Here is an 18726-nt window from a genome sequence, read left to right as displayed (position 1 = left end):
GTTTACAGGATATATTTTCCTCTGACGATCCCGTCTGCCATATGGCCGAAGTCGAGCGCGGTCTTGCCGAGCTCTCGCGCGATCCGGGTACAGAGAATGACGGCCGCGATGCCCGCCGATACGAGTGCCAGGTTGAAATCGACGCCTCTGACCTCGCTCATGATCCGGTCGACGTCGTTTACGCCTTTGACGGGGCTGATGATGCCGTTCACCTGGAATCCGCACTTCAACAGCGTCTGGGACAGGGCCGGCGCCACGTTGCCGATGACCACGATCTTCTTGCCTGCAAGCAGCCGATACAGCAAGCCCGCTTGGTGGAAATTATAATTGACGGCCGAGCTCGTCAGCCTCAGGTTCGTCAGCTCCAGCTGGTGGCTGCGGAAAACCGGGTACAGCAAGGGTTGAAAATGCTTCCGCCGCGACGTGGGTACGCCGACGATATGCGCAAGGCGGACGGCCTGAACCAGCTGGTCCCTTGCTCTCAAATCCGGCGGATGCACCCCGGCGTAAGGCAGAAAGTCCCCTTCGCGCTGAATGGTGCCTTCATCATACATGACCCCTTGTGCGAGCGTCAGCAGTTCGCCGTCTCCAAGGCGCACGACAGCGCAGGGCCGCTGCTCGGCGATGGCCGTCTCCAACTCCATGAACACCTCTTGCACATCCATGAGCGGAATGCACAGCGGCCGGATCTGCTCCGCTCCCCGCGCGATGACTTCGCGCAGGCTGATTTCCGGCAGCAGCAAATTGGCCGGCGTCTCCTGTTCCAGCAGCAGCTCGCCGCCTTCATACAGGCCAAGCTCGTAGCTCACCGCCGCCGCATGCTCCTGACCCGGTTCCTTCGGGCGGACGCCGAGCTCCGTCACCTCCTGCGATTCGACTGCCGACTGCTGGAGGCCAGTTGTACCGTCCGCAGGCAGCGCACGCCATTTTCGGCCGCGGAATCTCCGCTTGGGCGCCTTGCCTTTGCGGGCTCTTGTCCTCTTCTTGCCGGTGACCGGCCGCGATTTGGCCGTACCGCCGGAAGAACGCGCGGGAGCGGCAACCGCTCCAGGCGCGGCGGCCGTTCCGGTGCCAGCGGAAGCAGCGCTGCGTTTTTGCACCGCTTTGGCCTTGTTTGCCGCCATGCTTCTTCCCGCTCCGGCGGCCACCGGCGCTGCCGCGAGAACGCGCGCGGAAACGGCCGCCTTGATTCGTTTGCTCATGTGATATCCCCCATCAGCTTCCGATTCGCTTCCAGCAGCGAGTCGAACGTACCCGCATCCGTCCACCAGCCGCTCAAATGCCGATACTCCAGCTTGCCTTTGCCGGCGAAGCCGTTGTTTACGTCCGTGATTTCCAGCTCGCCGCGCTGCGACGGCGACTGCTCGGCAATCAGGTCGAAGACCGTGCCGTCGTACATGTAAATGCCCGTGACGCAGCTATCCGTTTGCGGCGCCGCAGGCTTTTCGTCAATATGGATGATTCGTCCGCCGCCGTCGAATACGGGCACGCCGTAGCGCTCCGGATCCGGCACCTGCTTCAGCAGAACCATGGCCCCCGAGGGCTGGGAACGGAATGCATCCAAATGCGGCTTCAGCGGCTCCTCGAACAAATTGTCTCCGAGCAGCACGATGAACTTGTCGTCGCTGCCGATGAACGGCCGGGCCAGCTCCAGCGCCTGCGCGATGCCGCCCGCTTCTTCCTGAATCCGGTAGGTAAGCGAAACTCCGTAATCTTTGCCGCTGCCGAGAAACGAAGCGAAGTCCCCAAGCGCCTTAGGTGCCGTGACAAGCAGGATATCCGTGATTCCCGCGGCCTGCAGGCTGATCAAGCCGTAACAAATCATCGGCAGACGGCCAACCGGCAGCAGATGTTTGTTCAGCAATTTCGTCAGGGGCAGCAGCCGCGTTCCCGTCCCTCCGGCCAAGATAACAGCTTTCAAATTAATGACCTCCTAACGGTTACATGAAATTCGCAGGATCGACCTGCCATTTTGCTTTGAAAAGCTCTCGGTTGCGTTCGACCAGCTGCGCGACCTGAACGGCGTCGTTGCGCTTGAAGCTGGCGCTGCCCTCATGATGGACGAAGACGTTCCTGCACATCAGCAGGCCGAATCCGTGCATGCGCGAGCGGAAGCAGTAATCGTCATCCTCGTAATGACCGGGCGAGAAACGCTCATCCAGCTCGCCGATCCGTTCGTACAGCGTGCGCCGGAACAGCATGCAGAACCCGACCAGCCTTGAAATCGGCTCGTGGCCCTGCGTTTCGCGCACGAAGGCGTCGGCCGCGGCGCGGTGAAAATCCACCATCGAACTGAACGGATACTCGACCTGCTGCCTGCCGCTCGCATAGTTGGTGACCGGCCCGACGATGCCGACATCTGCCCGGCTGTTCAAGGCTTCCAGCAGCCCTTGCAGCCAGCCGAACGAGACCGTGACGTCGTTGTTCAGCAGCAGGAAGTACTCGCCGTTTGCGGCACGCATGCCTTGGTTACAGGCTTTCGGAAACCCCGCGTTGCGCGCGGCCGATACGCATGTCAGCCCTTCCCGGACGCACCAGCCCGGCGTGCCGTCGGATGAGCCGTTGTCTACGACGATGATTTCATACGGGGTCTGCTTCGGATCCGTATACTCCCGGATGGCCGCGACCGCAGCCTGAAGAAGCGACAGCCCGTTATACGTCGGAATGATGATGCTGGTCATGCCGTTCATGTGGCGCTCCTTCCTGCCGCTAACCGGCGCCGGACTCCGTCAGGCAGCGATAGCCGGGCACCCTTCGTTCGCATGGCGGCCCGCAATGCTTCGATATGATCGCCCGCCGACAGCTTCGCGGCGTCAACCGGCCCCAAGCCGCCGGTGCCCAGCGCTACTGGCTTGGATGCAGTGATTGGGCAGCAGCGTATGCGAAGCTGATGCTCGATCGCCGCCCGATGCGCCATCGGCGGCACGGCCAGGAGCGGCAGTCCGACGCGTTCCATGGCGGGACGCGACCAGGCATGGGGCAGCACGGCGACGGAATTGGCCTGCAGCTCCGGCTTGCCCAGCGACCAGTTCATGAAGGCCTGGATCCGCGCCGCGTCATTCCAACCGCGGAACGCGCCGAGCCGGCTGGTCACGTCGGCCAAGACCAGATCGCTGCCAGCCTGGGCTTCCGCCAGCAAGCCCGCCAGCTGCTCCGCCGCGGCCGGCGCTTCTCCGTCGACGAACAGCACGAGCTCCGCATTCGTCAGCCGCGCGCCGACTGTCCGCCCCACATCCGTTCCCAAGCTCTCGCGCGTATGGATGATCGTCACATCCGGCAATGCCCGGAACCGGTTGAAGGCGTCTCCTCCCGAGGCCTCCATCACGACGATGATTTCTTCCAGCGGCAGGCGCAGCAGCTGCTGGACCGATTCGATCCGGGCGTTAGGCCCTGCCATCACGACAGCGGCCGCCGATCTCGTCAGCGCGACCGGCACCCACATGCCCCCAGGCTGGCGAAGGCCTGCGGCAAACCCGTCCGCGAACGCCTTGCCGCGCTGCAGCACGCTGCCGGGCCGCAGTCCGCCTCTCATGCTGCGGCGCGTCCAGTGCTCGTTCATGCGCAGCTTGGCATCATAACCGGCAAGCGGCGCCGCGCCGTTCCGAAGAAGCGCCGCGGCTTCGGCGAAACCGGCCGCATAATCGGCCTTCTGCGAGCCGGAATGCCCGTTTCTGCCCGCCAGCCGCCGGGAAGCGGCATGCTTCGGCAAGGCTTTGCCGCTGCTGCTGCCGCCTCTGAGGCTGCGTTTGCTTCTGACTTTGCCTGGACGGCTTCTTCTCGACGATTGCATGTTATCACCTCGCAAATTCGCGTTTTCGCCCCGCATCTCCGAATCCGCCGCGCTCGTCGGTATACCGAGCCAGCCAGTCGATCGCTTCCAAATGATCGCCTACGATCAACCGCTCCAGCGGGTTCGTGCGTTCCCGCTTCCTGCGCAGCAGATTGAGCTTGCCGACATTAATATGTTTGACCGCGCTCACCTTGCAGCCGAGCCGGACGGCCATCGCATGCGCGAGCGGCGGGACGGCAAGCGCCTCCGCGCCGATCGTCTCGAGCGCCCGGCGGCTGATGGCATGCGGCACCGCCGTCATGGAAGTTCCCTTCAGATCCGGCCGCGCAAGCAGCGCATTCAGCGCATGCTTGGCAAGCACGACGCTGTGGACGGACGCTTTATCCGTCGGACCGGAATAATCGTTCAGCGCCACATCCGTCTCGCCCTGCAGAACGGAGGTCACGAAAGGCTTCAGCTGCGCGGCCGATATGACCATATCCCCGTCAATGAACAACAGCGCCTTCCCCCGAGCGGCATTCGCTCCTACGCCGCGGCCGACGTCATGGCCGAGCGGTTCGGCATACGAGATGACCCTGGCTCCGCTGGTTCTGGCGATCGCCGCGGACCCGTCCGTCGAGCCGTTGACGACGACGATCACTTCCGTGCTCGGATGGATCCGTTTCGCCTCCCGAATGACGCGTCCGAGCGTCCGGCGCTCGTTCATGACCGGAATGATCACCGAGACGAGCGGGTCTCCGGGCGCTTCCGCCAGCCGGGGAGGCTCCGCCAACATCGGCAGCGGCGGCAGCATATGCTGCTGTACCGGCTGTGCCGCTTGCGCAATAGGCGGGTTCGCCGGCTGCGTTTGCGGCGGCATTGTCGGCATCGTCGGCATCGTCGGTTCATGCCTTCGACGGCGCTTGAACGGCGACGTCGCGGCCGCCGATAGGATGACTTGCGGAATTGCAGCGGCCTGCGCTGTCCTCCGCGCAGATACCGTCGAAGCCGGCGGCTGCTTCGGCATCGGCGCGTGCTTTGCCGCTGTGTGACGCTTCGCCGCGCTATGTTTGCCCTCGAACGCAGTTCCGCTCGCAGCCGGCTTATGCGCTATCGATGCTTCGCTAGCCTGCGCGGTCCGTTTGACCGCTCGGGCGGAAGCCTTCCGCGCGCGAGCCTGCGGACGCTGCTTCTTCTTCCCGGAACGGGCGGCCGGCTTGCCTGCCGCCGTTTTCATCGGCGCAGGCGCGGCTAGCGCGGTCACGCGCTTGACGCGGGCCGGTTGAGCCGGGAGGGGCGACGGTGCGGTATATAGCAGCAACCCGTCCTTATGCCGGGCTTTCTTGGAGCCATATGGCTGCAGCATCCTTTTCTCACCTGCCTTGAATCTTCTTGTTACCAGTTAGTGTATGGACGATTGAGAGTAAGAGGAACGGCTGTTGTACGTTAAGGCGGTCGCCTTGCCTGACGTCCTCCCTATGCTCGTCAACACAATCTAGCAGACTGCATATGTTGTTGAAGTAAAGGAGGTGATGCAACATGATAGAGAACGTCGCCATCAGACTGACGCTCAAAAACTTCTTGAAACAAGCGGAATTCGCGTGGTTCCGCGTCTATGATTCCAGCTATGGGCGCAAGCGAATCGTTTACCAGGGAGACGAATATGCCCAGCTCCCGCTGCGATACAGCACCAAAGCAAAAATCCTCGCTTACTTCCGCAAATATTGGGGAATCCGTTTAAGCAATGCCCTGCTGTGCAGCATGCAGCCCATCGTCCATCAAGGACGTGTATACGTCATCTTGGGCGATCCCGGGCCGACTGCCTTCGTTGTGGAATCGGCGCAGATCATTAGATCGACGGGCACCTGCCTGCGCGTGAAAGCTATCCTTTCCGGGGACCCGGACGGTAATCTCGTCATCTATTACAATCTCATGAAGACGTCCAAAGGCTACCGGATCATCGGCCGTACCCGCAAGGATTACCGTTTCTACTGCCCGCGCTGAACAAGCCGCTTCCTGGGCGCCTTCCGTGCGGCACGGCCTTTGAAGGTACAAGCCATGCAAACCCAGTTCGCTCAACGTTTAGATAAGCTGTCTTTTTGTCAGCAAGGAATGAGATTACGTCGGCTCCCAACGAACAAAATCACCCTGCCGCGGACGGCAGGGTGATTCGTGTTTGCTGACTGGTTAGTGCGTCGTCATGCTGTGGCACCGCTCTTTCCTTAATAAGGCTAGACGCGAGTAATGGAAATAGGCCACATGCTTGCATGCCAGCCTGCCAAAAAAGCCTCCTAACCCGCATGGAACACGGGAAAGGAGGCCGATTGTACGGTAAGGCGATGATTTATTTGGAGCCGATCGCGATCCAGTTGACGAAGCCGATCGGTTCAGGAGTAATCCGCGTGCGAACGATGGTCAGTTGAACGGCCGCTGCCGTTTTCTGCTTGATGACCGCATAGCAGGAAGGCTGGTCGGTCGTAGCGACGAACACGTATGCGCCGTTCGCGAAGGCCTGCTCGAAACTGATCGTGACGTCGAGCTGCTCGCCTTGGCCTTGGAAATTGTACGGCGCAAGTCCGTATTGCTGCAGGACGACTGCCTCGGTCTTCAACGTCGTGACCGGCGTGAAGCTCAGCTTCGCCGCGCCGATGCTGCCATCCGTCAACGTTCCGCCGTCAGCGACGATCGGACTTTGCTGCTGCAGAGCCAGTTGAATCCCCGGGGCGAAATGTTCTTCCGTGATGCTGTGCAGTGCCAGCTTTGCGCTGGTGACCGATCCGTCCGCCAGTTTGCTAGCGTCGACTGAGCCTTCGGCCAGCTTCGCGCTCGTGACTGCTCCATCGGTCAGTTTGCTCGCTTCCACCGAGCCTTCGGCCAGCTTCGCGCTTGTGACCGCTCCGTCCGCCAGTTTGCTTGCTTCCACCGAGCCTTCGGCCAGCTTCGCGCTTGTGACCGCTCCGTCAGCCAGTTTGCTTGCTTCCACTGAGCCTTCGGCCAGCTTCGCGCTCGTGACTGCTCCGTCCGCCAGTTTGCTCGCTTCCACTGAGCCTCCGGCCAGCTTCGCGCTCGTGACTGCTCCGTCCGCCAGTTTGCTCGCTTCCACTGAGCCTTCGGCCAGCTTTGCGCTCGTGACTGCTCCGTCCGCCAGTTTGCTCGCTTCCACTGAGCCTTCGGCCAGCTTCGCGCTCGTGACTGCGTCGTCCGCCAAGCCATCCGTTGTCACGCTGCCCAATGCAACGACAATCTCGTTTGCGTTCAATACGCCGGGTGCCAATTTGTCTGCCGTAATGGCTCCTTCGGCAATCGACTCGGTCCTTACCGCGCCTTGAGCCAGCTTCTCTGCCGTCACCGAACCGTTACAGAGTGCAATACTTTCCACAGAGCCAGGAATCAGGTGCGTCGTCGTAATGGAACGGGCAGCGATTTTGCCCATCGTTACGGCACCCGGCTGCAGATGGCGCTCGCTCACCGCGCCTTCTGCCAGCTTCGCGCTGACGACTGCTCCGTCCACCAGTTTGCTCGCCTGCACCGCGCCTTCCGCCAGCTTCGCGCTCGTGACCGCTCCATCCGCCAGCTTGCTCGCCTGTACCGCGCCTTCCGCCAGCTTCGTGCTGCCGACTATTCCGTCCGCCAGTTTGCTCGCCTGCACCGCGCCTTCCGCCAGCTTCGCGCTGCCGACTGCTCCGTCCGCCAGCTTGCTCGCCTGCACCGCGCCTTCCGCCAGCTTGATGCTGACGACTGCTCCGTCCGCCAGCTTACCCGTTTGCACCGCGCCTTCAGCCAGCTTCGTGCTGTCGATCGCTCTATCAGCCAGCTTGCTCGTTTGCACCGAACCGTCGGCCAGCTTGGCGCTGACGACTGCTCCGTCCGCCAGCTTATCGGTTTGAACCGCGCCTTCCGCCAGTTTCGCATACGTGACCGATCCGTCTTCCAGCTTCGCGCTGACGACTGCTCCGTCCGCCAGGCTGCCCGTTTGTACCGCGCCTTCCGCCAGCTTGATGCTCGTGACCGATCCATCGGCGAGGCTGCTCGTTTGCACGGATCCATCCGCCAGCTTCGCGCTGACGACCGCTCCGTCCGCCAGGCTGCCCGTTTGTACCGCGCCTTCCGCCAGCTTATCGCTCGTGACCGATCCATCCGCCAGCTTGCTCGTTTGCACGGATCCATCCGCCAGCTTCACGCTGCCGATCGTTCCGTCGGCCAGCTTGCTTGCCTGCACCGCGCCTTCCGCCAGTTTCTCGGTCGTGACCGAACCGTCGGCCAGTTTGCTCACGAGTACCGAGCCTTCGGCCAGCTTGGCGCTCGTGACGGCGCCATCTGCCAGTTTGCCCGTTTGCACGGATGCATTCGCCAGCTTCTCGCTGCCGACCGCTCCGTCCACCAGCTTGCTCGCTTGCACCGAGTCATCTGCCAGCTTCTCGCTCGTAACCGATCCTTCGACCAAATTGCCCGTTTGCACCGAGCCTTCGGCCAGCTTCACGCTCGTGACCGCGCCGTCAACCAGCTTGCTCGTTTGCACCACGCCGTCAGCCAGCTTCGCACTCGTGACTGCTCCGTCCGCCAGCTTACTCGCGAGTACCGAGCCCTCAGCCAGTTTCTCGGTCGTGACCGCGCCGTCGGCCAGTTTGCTCACATGAACCGCGCCCTCGGCCAGCTTCACGCTCGTGACCGCACCGTTTGCCAGCTTATCGGTTTGAACCGATTCATCGGCCAACTGTGCGCTAGCCACTGCTCCATCCACCAGCTTCTCGCTCGTGACCGATCCCTCAACCAAGCAATTCGCGGACACGCTGCCGAATGGAACGATGATCTCGATGGCTTCCAATACGCCGGATGCCAGTTTATCTGCCGTAATGGCTCCTTCGGCGATCGCGTCGGTCCTTACCGCGCCTTGTGCCAGCTTCTCCGCGGTCACGGAGCCGTTGCAGATCGCCCCGCTTTCTACGGAACCCGGAATCAGATGCGCCATCGTAATGGAACGGGCAGCGATTTTGCCCATCGTTACTGCGCCAGGCTGCAGATGGCTCTCGCTCACCGCGCCTGCTGCAAGCTTCGGCCCCGTTACCGCGCCGTCTCCGAGATTCGAGGCCGCGATCGCTCCTTCACCGATTACCTGGCTGTTGACCGCCCCTTGAACCAAATGATTCGTGCCGATGGAATGCGGCGCGATTTTCTTCGCATCCACGGAACCGTCCGCCAATTGATTCTCGCCGACCGCGCCGAGCGCCAGCTTCTCGCTGCCGACTGAACCGTCCGCGATCGCGTCGCTGCCGACGCTGCTCGCGATAAGATGAGCGCCAGTGATGGAGCGCGGGGCGATTTTACCGAGCGTGACTGCGCCGGATTGCAGCTGCGCCTCGCCTACGGACGATGCTGCAAGCGCGTCGGTACCTACCGAGCCGCTCGCCAGATGCGCTTCGCCGACGGCTCCGTCCGCCAGCAGCTCGCTGCCGATCGTGCCCCGTTTGATTTTGCTGCCATGGATGATGCCGTCCGGCGCTTTATCGAAGGTGTAGAATTCCGCGGCCATATGCGCCTGCGAGATCGAGCCCTTGCGGATATGGTAGCCCTGGACGGCTTCGGCCTTGACGTGCTTGCCTGCGATCGTCTCCAGCTGGAGGTGCTCGCCGCTGACGGACAGCTGTGCCAGCTTCGAGCCGGTTACCGATTCGTCGCGCAGCTGCTCATTGCCGACCGAATCCCCGCCCAAGTGCTGTTTCAGCACGCTGTCGGCTTTCAGATGAATGCTGCCGACCGCGCCTTCCGCCAAATGATTGGCGTCGACCGCCGCAGCCGCGATATGCTGACCCTGTACGGCCGACGAGGCGATCGAACGCGAGCTGACGGCTTCGTTCTGCAGATGATCGCTTGCAATGCTGCCTTCGGCGATCTTTTCTTCCGTCACGGCATCCTTAACCAGATGAACGTCCCGGATGCTTTCTGCAGACAGATGCACGCCATAGATCGATTGTTCCGCCAAATGCTGGCTGCCGATCGATTCGTTGGCCACGTGGACGCCGTTCACGGCGCTCAGCGCAATTTTATCTCCGGTTACGGCTCCTTGGCCGATTGCGCCGCCTGTGACCGATCCCGCTGCCAAATGCCGCGCGGTCAAAGCGCCATCCGCCACATGCCGTCCTTCGACCGCTCCTTGGCCGAGATGCCGCGCCGCGACGGCGCCTTCCGCCAGTTGGTCGCCCGCGACGGAGCCGCCTGCCAGCTTCGAGGTCGTCACGCTGCCGTCGGCCAGCTTCTTGGAGGTAACCGACCAGTCGGTCAGCTTATCCGTCGATACGCTTTCCGGCGACAGCTTGAGCGAGTTGACCACATGATCCGCCAAATGATGCGAGTAGACCGCTCCGGCCGCCAAATGCCGCTCCGATACCGAGCCGCTGGCCAGCTTTGCCGCTTTGACCGCGCCATCCTGCAGCGCGCCTGTTTCGACTGCCCCTTTGCGAATATGGACCGCGTCGATCAAGTTCGGCTGCAAATGCTCCCCGGACACGGCTTCCGGCGAAATCGATTCTTCCGTTACCGCTCCCGCCGACAAGTGAAACGCGCGAATCGCTTCTGGCGCGACTTTATCGAACGTAATGGATTCATCGGCAAGATGCTTCGTCTGCACCGACTGCTCCGCAAGCTTCGCGCTGCTGACGCTGCCCTCGGCGAGCTTCTGCTCGATGACCGAGGCATCCTGAAGCTGCGATTGCCCGACCGCCGCGCTGCTGATATGGGCTTCCCCGACTGCTTTTGCCGCAATCTTCCCGCCAGTCACGGCGTTGTTGGCCACATGCTTCTCGAGCACGCTTCCCTCGATCAACTGCTTAGAGCCAACGGAGCGATCGGTCAAGTGGCGTTCTTCAATGCTTTCGTTCACCAGTTTATCGCCGCCGATGCTGAGGCGGCTCACGTGCTTGCCTTGCACGGCATCGTCGGTCAGCTTGGTCGCGGTAATGCTCTTGTCGGCGATTTTGGACGACGTCACGGAGTGGTCGACGAGCTTAATGGTCGATATCGACAAATCGGCAATTTTGGATGTCGAGACCGCCTGGTCCTGCAGATGGTCTGTCGTCACTTCGGCAGTTCCGATATGCTGCGCCTTGACGGCACCGTCCCGCAGCTCCCGGGAGCCGATTGCTTCAGGCGCGATGGCTTCAGAGGTGACGGCTTCGGCTTGCAGCTCCTTTGCGCCTACTGCGCCTTTTGCCAGGTGACTGGACGTGATTTCGCCCGGCGCGAGATGCTTTCCCAGCAGTGCGCCCGGTGCTACGTGCTCGGCCAGCAGCAACCCCGGCTGCAGATGGCCGGATTCGATGGCGCCGAGGCTGATTTTCTCGCTCGTGACCGCGGCATCGCGGATCTTGGAACGGGTAACCGATCCTTCGGCCAGCTTGGAGGTGCTGATCGCTTCATTGGCGATGCTCTCCGTGCGTACGGCGGCGCTTCTCAGCTTCGACGTCGTCACGGATTGATCGTCCAGCAGCTCTGTCGTTACGATTAGCTGCTTCAAATGCTTCGCTTCGATCGAGCCTTCCGCGAGCTTATCGGCGCTGATCGTGCGGTCAGCCAGCTTCTCCGAAGTAATGCTGCTGTCCCGCAGCTTGTCGCCGGTAACGGAGCGGTCGCGGATCTTGGCACCGGAGATCGCATTCTTAACCAAGTGCTCGCCTGTAATGGACTCCGGCGCGATCTTGGACGTGTTAATGGCATTCTCGGCAATATGGATGCTCTCCACGGCATAATCCGCAATCAGCTGCGACTTCACCGCGCCTAGCTTGATGCGGCTCGTATCGACCGATCCGAAGGCCAGCTTCTCCGTCGTGACCGCATCGTCGGCAAGATCGTCGGTATGAATGAACGGAAGCGGTGCATTCGGCATGCGGCGTTCTTCCACGAATGCCTCTTGCGTGATCGGTTCCTCAATCGGTTCTGCAATTGCTTCTGCAATCGGTTCCGCGATCGGTTCGACGATCGGTTCGGCGATCGCTTCCGCGATCAATGCTTCTTGCACTGCTTCTTCGGCCACTTCCAACGGAAGCTCTAGAACGGCATCCGCTTGATGAGCACCGGAAATCTCCTGCTCCTGCCTCTGAACCAGCTCCAGCACCTGCTCCGCGGAAAGCGCCGGCAACGCCGGCTGTCCCGATGCGTTGGCCGTGCTGACGAACTCGAAGAGCGGAAGTGCTTGCGTTTGAGACGGGAGTTGTTCCGTCTCGGGCTGCTTCCAGCCTTCCAGCTGGGCGGACTCTTGCTGGAGCTCCTGCTGGACGTCCGCCGGTATTATGGATTCCTGCGGCGGCGGTGCAAATACCTGCGAGGCGGCATTCACTTGAACGTTGCGTTTCTCGCCGTTCTTCGTTTCAAACGGTTTTGTCTTCTTCAGTTCCTCGAGCCATTTCAACTCCGAAGCATTCGGATTATCGACGTAAAATAACGGCTTTCGCCCTTTCGGGCTTTTTCCCTTGCTGCTCTTCGCCATAGCCCTCTCCTTCTTCCACCTCAATTGTCATAGGTATCATATGCATTCACCCATGGGCAGGTCACATGGCGGGCTTCAAATTCTATGTAAAAAACTGCTCCCTCGCGGGAGCAGTTCCAAATAACTGGGATTCTTTCACTTTTCAGCCGCGCAAATGGGAGGTATTCGGCCGCTTATTGCCTTCGATGCACGCCTACCGTTTGCTGCACATTGCCTGCGATAATGACCTTCACCGTTGTGAGCTTAACGGTGCCGTTGCTGTATAGCGCCTTGAACACGAAGCTCAACGGCCCATCCGGAAGCTGCTCGTACTCGGGATCCCACAGCTCTCCGCTCCAGCTTGTCCGCGATGGACCCGCAGGCGTCAAACTTACGGTCTTGCCGTTCAGCGTCACCTTCACTTCGACTGCATCCGTATCCGTTAACGTGTCGGTCGTCGATGCCGCGAGCAAGAATCTCTCCCCTGCCCAAAACACGCCGTACCCGCGCGGCTGTTCCGTATCGCCGCTCTCCTTTAGATTGCTTTCCCGGCGGCGTTCGTTCCACGGCTCCGTATGCTTGACTTGTCCGGCGACCGAGAGCGGAAGCACGACGATATTCTTCGTAATCTTCACCGGCGGCGCCTTGCCGTCAGATACCGTGAGTTGCACCGAATAGGTGCCGGGCTGCAGAGCCGCAAACGTCGGTCCGCCCGCCGCATACGGTTGATTAAAGGTGAACGAATACGGTTTCGGAGTCCCATCCGGATCCTTCACGATGTACTGCGCGCTAAGCGGATCCTTATCCGGATCGTCGATCGTCTGCGCGAGCCTTACCGTGTCGCCTTCATAAACAGGCTTTGGCGACCAATCAAAGTCTGCAGTCGGCGGCCGGTTCGTTTCGATATAGAAGTAGTGCGGATCGCTGTTGTCGCTCCAATCGTAACCGTCGAAGACGCGGACGATGACGTACATATTGACCTTCTCCGGAAGATCCGCTCCCGGAATCCAGTCTGCAGCGCTCGATGTCTTGACGCCGGAATCATACTGCAGCACGCCGCCATACTTATAAATCTTCACTTGGAACTGCGTTTGGGCGTCTCCGTCCGCGTCCCAATATTTCCACTGGAAGTCCGGCCGCAGAACGGTCAGCTTCGTCGGATTCGCCTGGTCGGTGCTTGCCGGAACCGTAATCGCCGCACTCGGCTTTTGATTCACGATATTGACCTGCAGGCTGAACTCCGCTGCTGCACCTTCCGCATCCGACACCGCTTGCCTGACCTTAAAGGTGCCCATACTGCCGAAGCTCTTCGTCCAGTTCGTCCGTGAATCACTCGCGAAAGTCTGCGAGCTGCCGGTGGTCACGTTCGAGAGATAATATTCATGCGGCAGCTTCGTGCGATCGCCATCTTCGACGTCATAGGCAGTCGAGTTGAACGTAATCGGAACGCCGCGGAACGTATTCACATGATCCGTCGTGAAGCCCGGAACCGGCGGATTGTTCGGCGGCGCAAGATCGGTGACGGGAAGCATGACCACGTACCACTCGCTCCAGGCATCGTACTCGTCTTTGACCGCAAGCCCGACTTCGTAGGTGCCGATTTCCTGCGGAGCGGTGAGTTTTGCTTCCTTATACGCGCCGCTTGGCGTGACGTAATAGAACCGCTTTTGTAGGATTCCCTTCGTCGCCTTGTAATCGATTCCCGTAGCTTCAGTCGAATAATCCGTGCTGCTGAAGTACCGATCCGGATCATAACTGCTGTCCGTCCACAAGACTTTATGCTGCGCATCGCTCGCTAATGTGAATGTTGCGATCGGCCTGCGGTGAACGGTGATCTTCTGCGTAAATTCGTTCGAGGCCTTCCGGTACTCATCAAACGTATTGCTTGGTGAGAGATAATCCGAATTCGGGTCGTCTTTCGCCTTCAAGGCGACCAGATAGTCTCCAACCTTATCGAATTTCAACTGCGCATTATGGAACGTCTTTCCATTCAGCGCGGAAGCACCTTGATTATGAATGAAGCGCATCGTATGCTGCACCGTCCAGTCATAAACGCCGCCTGCTGCCGGATCGTTCTCCGGATCGTTGAACGCGATGTTATTGTACTGCACGTCCGCCTCCGCGGATCCTTCGTCCCATATTGCATATTGGTCCGACCAACCATCATTCTTCACGATCGGCTTGTACGCCAAGCCGCTGAACGTCACGAAGGACTTATTGGCAAAGTAACCGAAGCGTCCCGTATCGTACGTTGCATCATCCGCTTCCATAATGGGCGTGTTGTCCAGGAAGACGGCGATATGCCCCTCGCTTGTCTGCAGCTTGAAGGCATAGGTTTTTTGGCTGATCAGCGTGTAGTTCTGCGCAGCCAGCACCGTTCGCGTGCCGGCGACATATTTGACGAGCTCTATCTTCTTTGCGTCCGTCTCCAGCGCATAGCCGTTCATACGGTCCTTCATTCGAAAAGAGAAACCAAGCCATTCGTCGTCGTAATCGACATCGTCCATCTTGAAGCTGAATTTGATCTCGGCATCGGACAGTGAGAACGGCGAGTAGAATTGGCCGCTCGTGAAGGAGCGCGTGACTGGCGTATTCGTCGTCGGCTTGCCGACGGACACCGTAAGCCGGAAATGATCCTGCCCTTTGTCGTTATAAAGCGGATAGGCCTGAGACAAGGACACATATACGCCGTCCATGTAATATTGACCGTACTCCGGCATCGCGTAATTGCATCCCATGCCGACGGTTCCGACAGGTATGCCATTCTTATCAAAGACTTTATTTTGCCCGTACTGATTGTACTGCCCGGCGAATCCGGAATTGCAGGCCATATCGCTCTCACTCATGCTCGTCTGATAGCCATCGATCGTCGTGGAGAGACGCGACTTATTTTTAATCGTTCCTGCAAAATCCGTCGAATACATGGGATCGCTTGAAAACCCATAATCGGAGTCGCCGTAATTATAGAGCGTCAAATCGTCTCCCGCCAGTGCATCGGCTTTGCGCTTGAGCGCACCGGTTCCGGTGTTGAGAACAGCAATTGCCGTCTGGGTGGAGGGATACATTTCAAACGGTTTATAGTAATCGTATACGTATTTTGCAAAGATCTCTTTCGTTGCCGGATTAAAGAAAAATCCCGTTTTCACCTCCGGATAGACATAGGCGCCGTTCCAAGAGTAGTTTCCCGTTGGTGCAACTTGAGCTATTTGAGCATTGATCACGCCGTCACCCAGATAATTGCGCCACGCCAAGGTAAAATCCGAGTTGTATTTGGCGACGCTTAAATCCGCAAAATAGTTCGTATTTCCGGATGAGGTCCACCCCTCGTAGCGATACATCGCCCCGGCGGCATCGGTCATCGTCCCCATGATCGTAAAGTAGAAACCGCTCTTGTTGTTTGAGTTCTCGTAATCGTTCATAAATTTATCGCTATGTGCCGTCGGTGCGTAAATGCTGTTGATTTTCGTGAAATGGAGGTCTCGCGTCAGCTTGTAGTACGTCTTGTACAGTTGACCAGGGGCTGGGAAAAAGTTTTCCGATCGCTCCAAAATCAAACTGCTTCCCTCCGTACCGTATATCGTCATGCCATCCAACATATCCGTATACGTATCCGTACCCAAGACGGCTTTGATATCTGCTGCCAAGGTAGGCGAGTTGAACGTACTGACAAGCGGCGCCCCCGTTCTGGCATCATAAATCCCGAATTCGCCGGTTGTCTTGTTTTTAGAAATGTTACCCGGCAAGTCCCACGTCCGTTGCACGTAGAGGTACTGATCCGCGATTTCATAATCGGTAATTTGTCTCGCGCTTGCGTAAATATTTTTGTACGTTGTGCCTCCATACGTAAAAGAATCAATCGTCTTGGAGCCTACGTCGTAGTTCGATAAAATATAGGCATACGGACTTCCGTTTTGAAACTTCTGCGTGACGCTGGAGCCGTATACGTCGACGATGGGCGACAACTTCGTCGGATCGAGCGCATAAATCTTTTCATTGTAGGAGTAGCTCCATGTACCGGTATTGTAGTTGTACGACTGCGAATCTTCGTTTTTATCGAAGAACAGCAGCTTCTTGGTAGAACGAATTTTGGGCAGCTTCTGCCCGTTGTAATAGCTCAGAATCGTATTGCTGCCGCTCAGCAGATTCGTAACGACATCCGACTTCAATGTCGATCTCCACGGCGATAACTCGTTATTCCCATAGCCATTGTTTGCAAGCGGAAACGCATCGTACTGGGAACGGGTATCGTTGTAACGCGTCATCCCGTACTGGTAAACACCTGAGTCCTGTTTGCCGAAATTCCGTCCTTCGCCGCTAATCAAGTTCCCTGCGCTAGACCGCCACAGCTTATTGATGTTATTGACCAAATTATTCGTGCCGGGCACATAAGCTGGCCATTTCAACATGTCGTCAGCGAGAATTCGCGTGTAAGGATCCAAGTTCGGCTGCGGATTCTTGCCCTCCATCTCGAAAGAGACTTCCGGCGCATTGTTCACGACGTTCAGCGTAAGCGATGCCGGCGGATCGGAATCCGTATCGTCCCACTGGCCGTATTCCTCGGTGACCTTCAAATAGAACAAATACTTCCCGACCTTCGTTGGCTTAAACTGCAGTCGAACCAGCGTGCCGCTCACGGATTTCCATGCGTCATCGGAAAACCCGTTGTTATTTGCGTCGTACTTGTATTTGTATTCTGCTGTAACAATTGCATCGCCGTCGGGGCTCGTCGATTTATTGAGCATGTCCAGCTCCGTGCCGCGCACCGAGAGCGGCGGAACGACGAGTTTGGCGACCGGCGGCAGATCCGGCTTGACGATGATCGTGCAAGTGGCTGGAGCCAGCGACTTCAGTCCGTTGGCATCGTAGACGGAAAGCGAAACCTGCACCGTAATATCCGTCGTCACTGGATTCGGATAGCTGCTCTTCTTGTTCGTCCATTCATCGCGGCTATGATCAATCGACAAGTACGAGGTCGGACTATAGCTCCGGTCGCCATTAATGGAGCCTGCCGGAATCGGATGATTCGCAATGACCGATGGCGGACAGTCGATGACCGGTACCGGATTCTTCGGAACGACTTCGATATACGTACAAGCGGTTGCTGTCGCTCCCCATTCATCGCGCATTTGGCCGCAGATGTTTTGGAATCCGAGCGTATCCATCGTAAGGTTGTGCTGACCATCGCCGTACTCGACGCTCTTAGATGGAATGGACTGCACGAAAGCTGAACCTGCCGAGTAATCGAAGCCCATAAAATACAACGTATCGCCGTCAGGATCGTTTGGCGTTGGCACGGTTGGATCGTTAATGTAGACGAGATTCAGCGTCGTGCCTTCAACGACTTGATGCAGCGGTTGGGTCGGCCGGCTTGGATCGACGAAGCCGATACTGAACGTCGGCGGATTATTAACGGTTGGCCCTGATACAGTAAGGGGCTTAGGTCCGATCCAGTCTGAAGTTCCGCAGCTGGTCACGATCTGCATATAGACATTATGAATGCCTACGCCGATGACCCAAGGATACGAGCTGTACGTATAGGTCGAGTCCATAGTCTGACTGGTGACTGGGCTGCCGGTCCATGTACCTCCGCGTTCGATCTTGAAAGCATGGGATTGATAGAGACAACCGTTTAATTGAAAGTTTTTGGGATGAAGCGTAAATGAAGCCTTATAGGGGAGGGTGTTCGGCAGGACATCGAAATCGCCGGTGAAGGAGATGGGTTTCTCGTAGAAGAAGGATACATAAGCTTTGGGAGTGGCCGCATTGACGGTCACCGACTGATTCGTCTTCGGCGTGACCGTGCCGGAATAAGAAACATAGGATAAGTTGCTGCCCATGAAGCTTCCGTATGCAGCGTCGTAACCGTAAGAGGCGCTGTGGGGCAGCGAAGCCATGGGAACCGTTTGCTGCTTGGCCAAGGTGTAGGCACCGGTCGGTCCCGCCCGCACCATATGGCGGATGTTGATCTCGCCAAGCGAAGCGGTCGAGTCCACGTCATAGTAATAATAGAGATAGACGGGATTCGGAAATGACGTGTTCGTGAACGTGCCGAGGTTGTATTCACCGGCAGTTACGGATCCGCCAGGGGCGCTGCCGGATGTAGACACCTTATACCCGGCGTAGGTATATCCGGCGCCAGTCGGAACGTCATGCGAGAACGGATAGGCTGTCCCTTGTTTCAACGCCTGTTCCTTGTCTTGCAAACCGGCAATGCCGTCCAGACTGTTTTCATTCCTGTCGAAATGCTTGATGACGACTTTGCCATCGGTAGAGTTTTTATCGTAATAATAGTTCACTTTGTAGGTATCGAAATCCCCATTGTAGGTAAAGGAAGGCGTCCCCGCAATAAATGAAGATCCCTGTGGATCATTGCCATCGACGGTTTTCTTATACTTCCCGGCATACGTGTATCCAGGAATGACAGGCGGGGCAGACGGGTAGGTTTGACCCGTAATCATATCTCCTGATTTGCTCGGTGACAAACTGTCTAATGACTCGC

General features: G+C 58.5%; 8 protein-coding genes. 1 reads left to right on the top strand and 7 read right to left on the bottom strand.

Annotated features, from left to right (window positions below):
• Positions 1 to 2 precede the first annotated feature (2 nt).
• The 5 genes from AC0YNU_RS16970 to AC0YNU_RS16950 are packed head-to-tail and all read right to left on the bottom strand — an operon-like array spanning position 3 to position 5135.
• Entirely contained in the window at positions 3 to 1202 is a 1200-nt protein-coding gene (locus AC0YNU_RS16970) for a GT-D fold domain-containing protein (protein WP_475758599.1), read from the bottom strand.
• Complete coding sequence (locus AC0YNU_RS16965; protein WP_475758597.1) at positions 1199 to 1921, bottom strand: sugar phosphate nucleotidyltransferase; 723 nt, start codon at positions 1919 to 1921, stop codon at positions 1199 to 1201. Before AC0YNU_RS16965 ends, AC0YNU_RS16970 begins: the two co-directional genes overlap by 4 nt.
• 19 nt (positions 1922 to 1940) lie before the next feature.
• Entirely contained in the window at positions 1941 to 2690 is a 750-nt protein-coding gene (locus AC0YNU_RS16960) for a glycosyltransferase family 2 protein (RefSeq protein WP_475758595.1), read from the bottom strand.
• Entirely contained in the window at positions 2687 to 3790 is a 1104-nt protein-coding gene (locus AC0YNU_RS16955) for a hypothetical protein (RefSeq protein ID WP_475758593.1), read from the bottom strand. The genes AC0YNU_RS16960 and AC0YNU_RS16955 overlap by 4 nt, the downstream gene beginning before the upstream one ends.
• A 4-nt stretch (positions 3791 to 3794) precedes the next feature.
• The gene (locus AC0YNU_RS16950) at positions 3795 to 5135 is read right to left on the bottom strand and encodes a glycosyltransferase family 2 protein (protein WP_475758591.1); all 1341 of its coding nucleotides are present in this window, start codon (positions 5133 to 5135) and stop codon (positions 3795 to 3797) included.
• A gap of 173 nt (positions 5136 to 5308) precedes the next feature.
• Between AC0YNU_RS16950 and AC0YNU_RS16945 the strand changes: the two genes are divergently transcribed.
• Positions 5309 to 5773, top strand: coding sequence for a DL-endopeptidase inhibitor IseA family protein (locus AC0YNU_RS16945; RefSeq protein WP_475758589.1), 465 nt, complete (start codon positions 5309 to 5311; stop codon positions 5771 to 5773).
• Positions 5774 to 6113: 340 nt separating this feature from the next.
• Here the strand turns inward: AC0YNU_RS16945 and AC0YNU_RS16940 are convergent, their stop codons facing one another.
• Positions 6114 to 12248: a WIAG-tail domain gene (locus tag AC0YNU_RS16940; protein ID WP_475758587.1), complete on the bottom strand. Its 6135-nt coding sequence runs from the start codon at positions 12246 to 12248 to the stop codon at positions 6114 to 6116.
• Between the two features lie 173 nt (positions 12249 to 12421).
• Positions 12422 to 18685, bottom strand: coding sequence for a glycoside hydrolase family 78 protein (locus AC0YNU_RS16935; RefSeq protein ID WP_475758585.1), 6264 nt, complete (start codon positions 18683 to 18685; stop codon positions 12422 to 12424).
• Positions 18686 to 18726 lie beyond the last annotated feature (41 nt).

The organism is Paenibacillus sp. J31P316, assembly GCF_056269105.1.
Note: the sequence above shows the minus strand (reverse complement) of the source record. Positions and strands in the feature narration are given on the sequence as shown.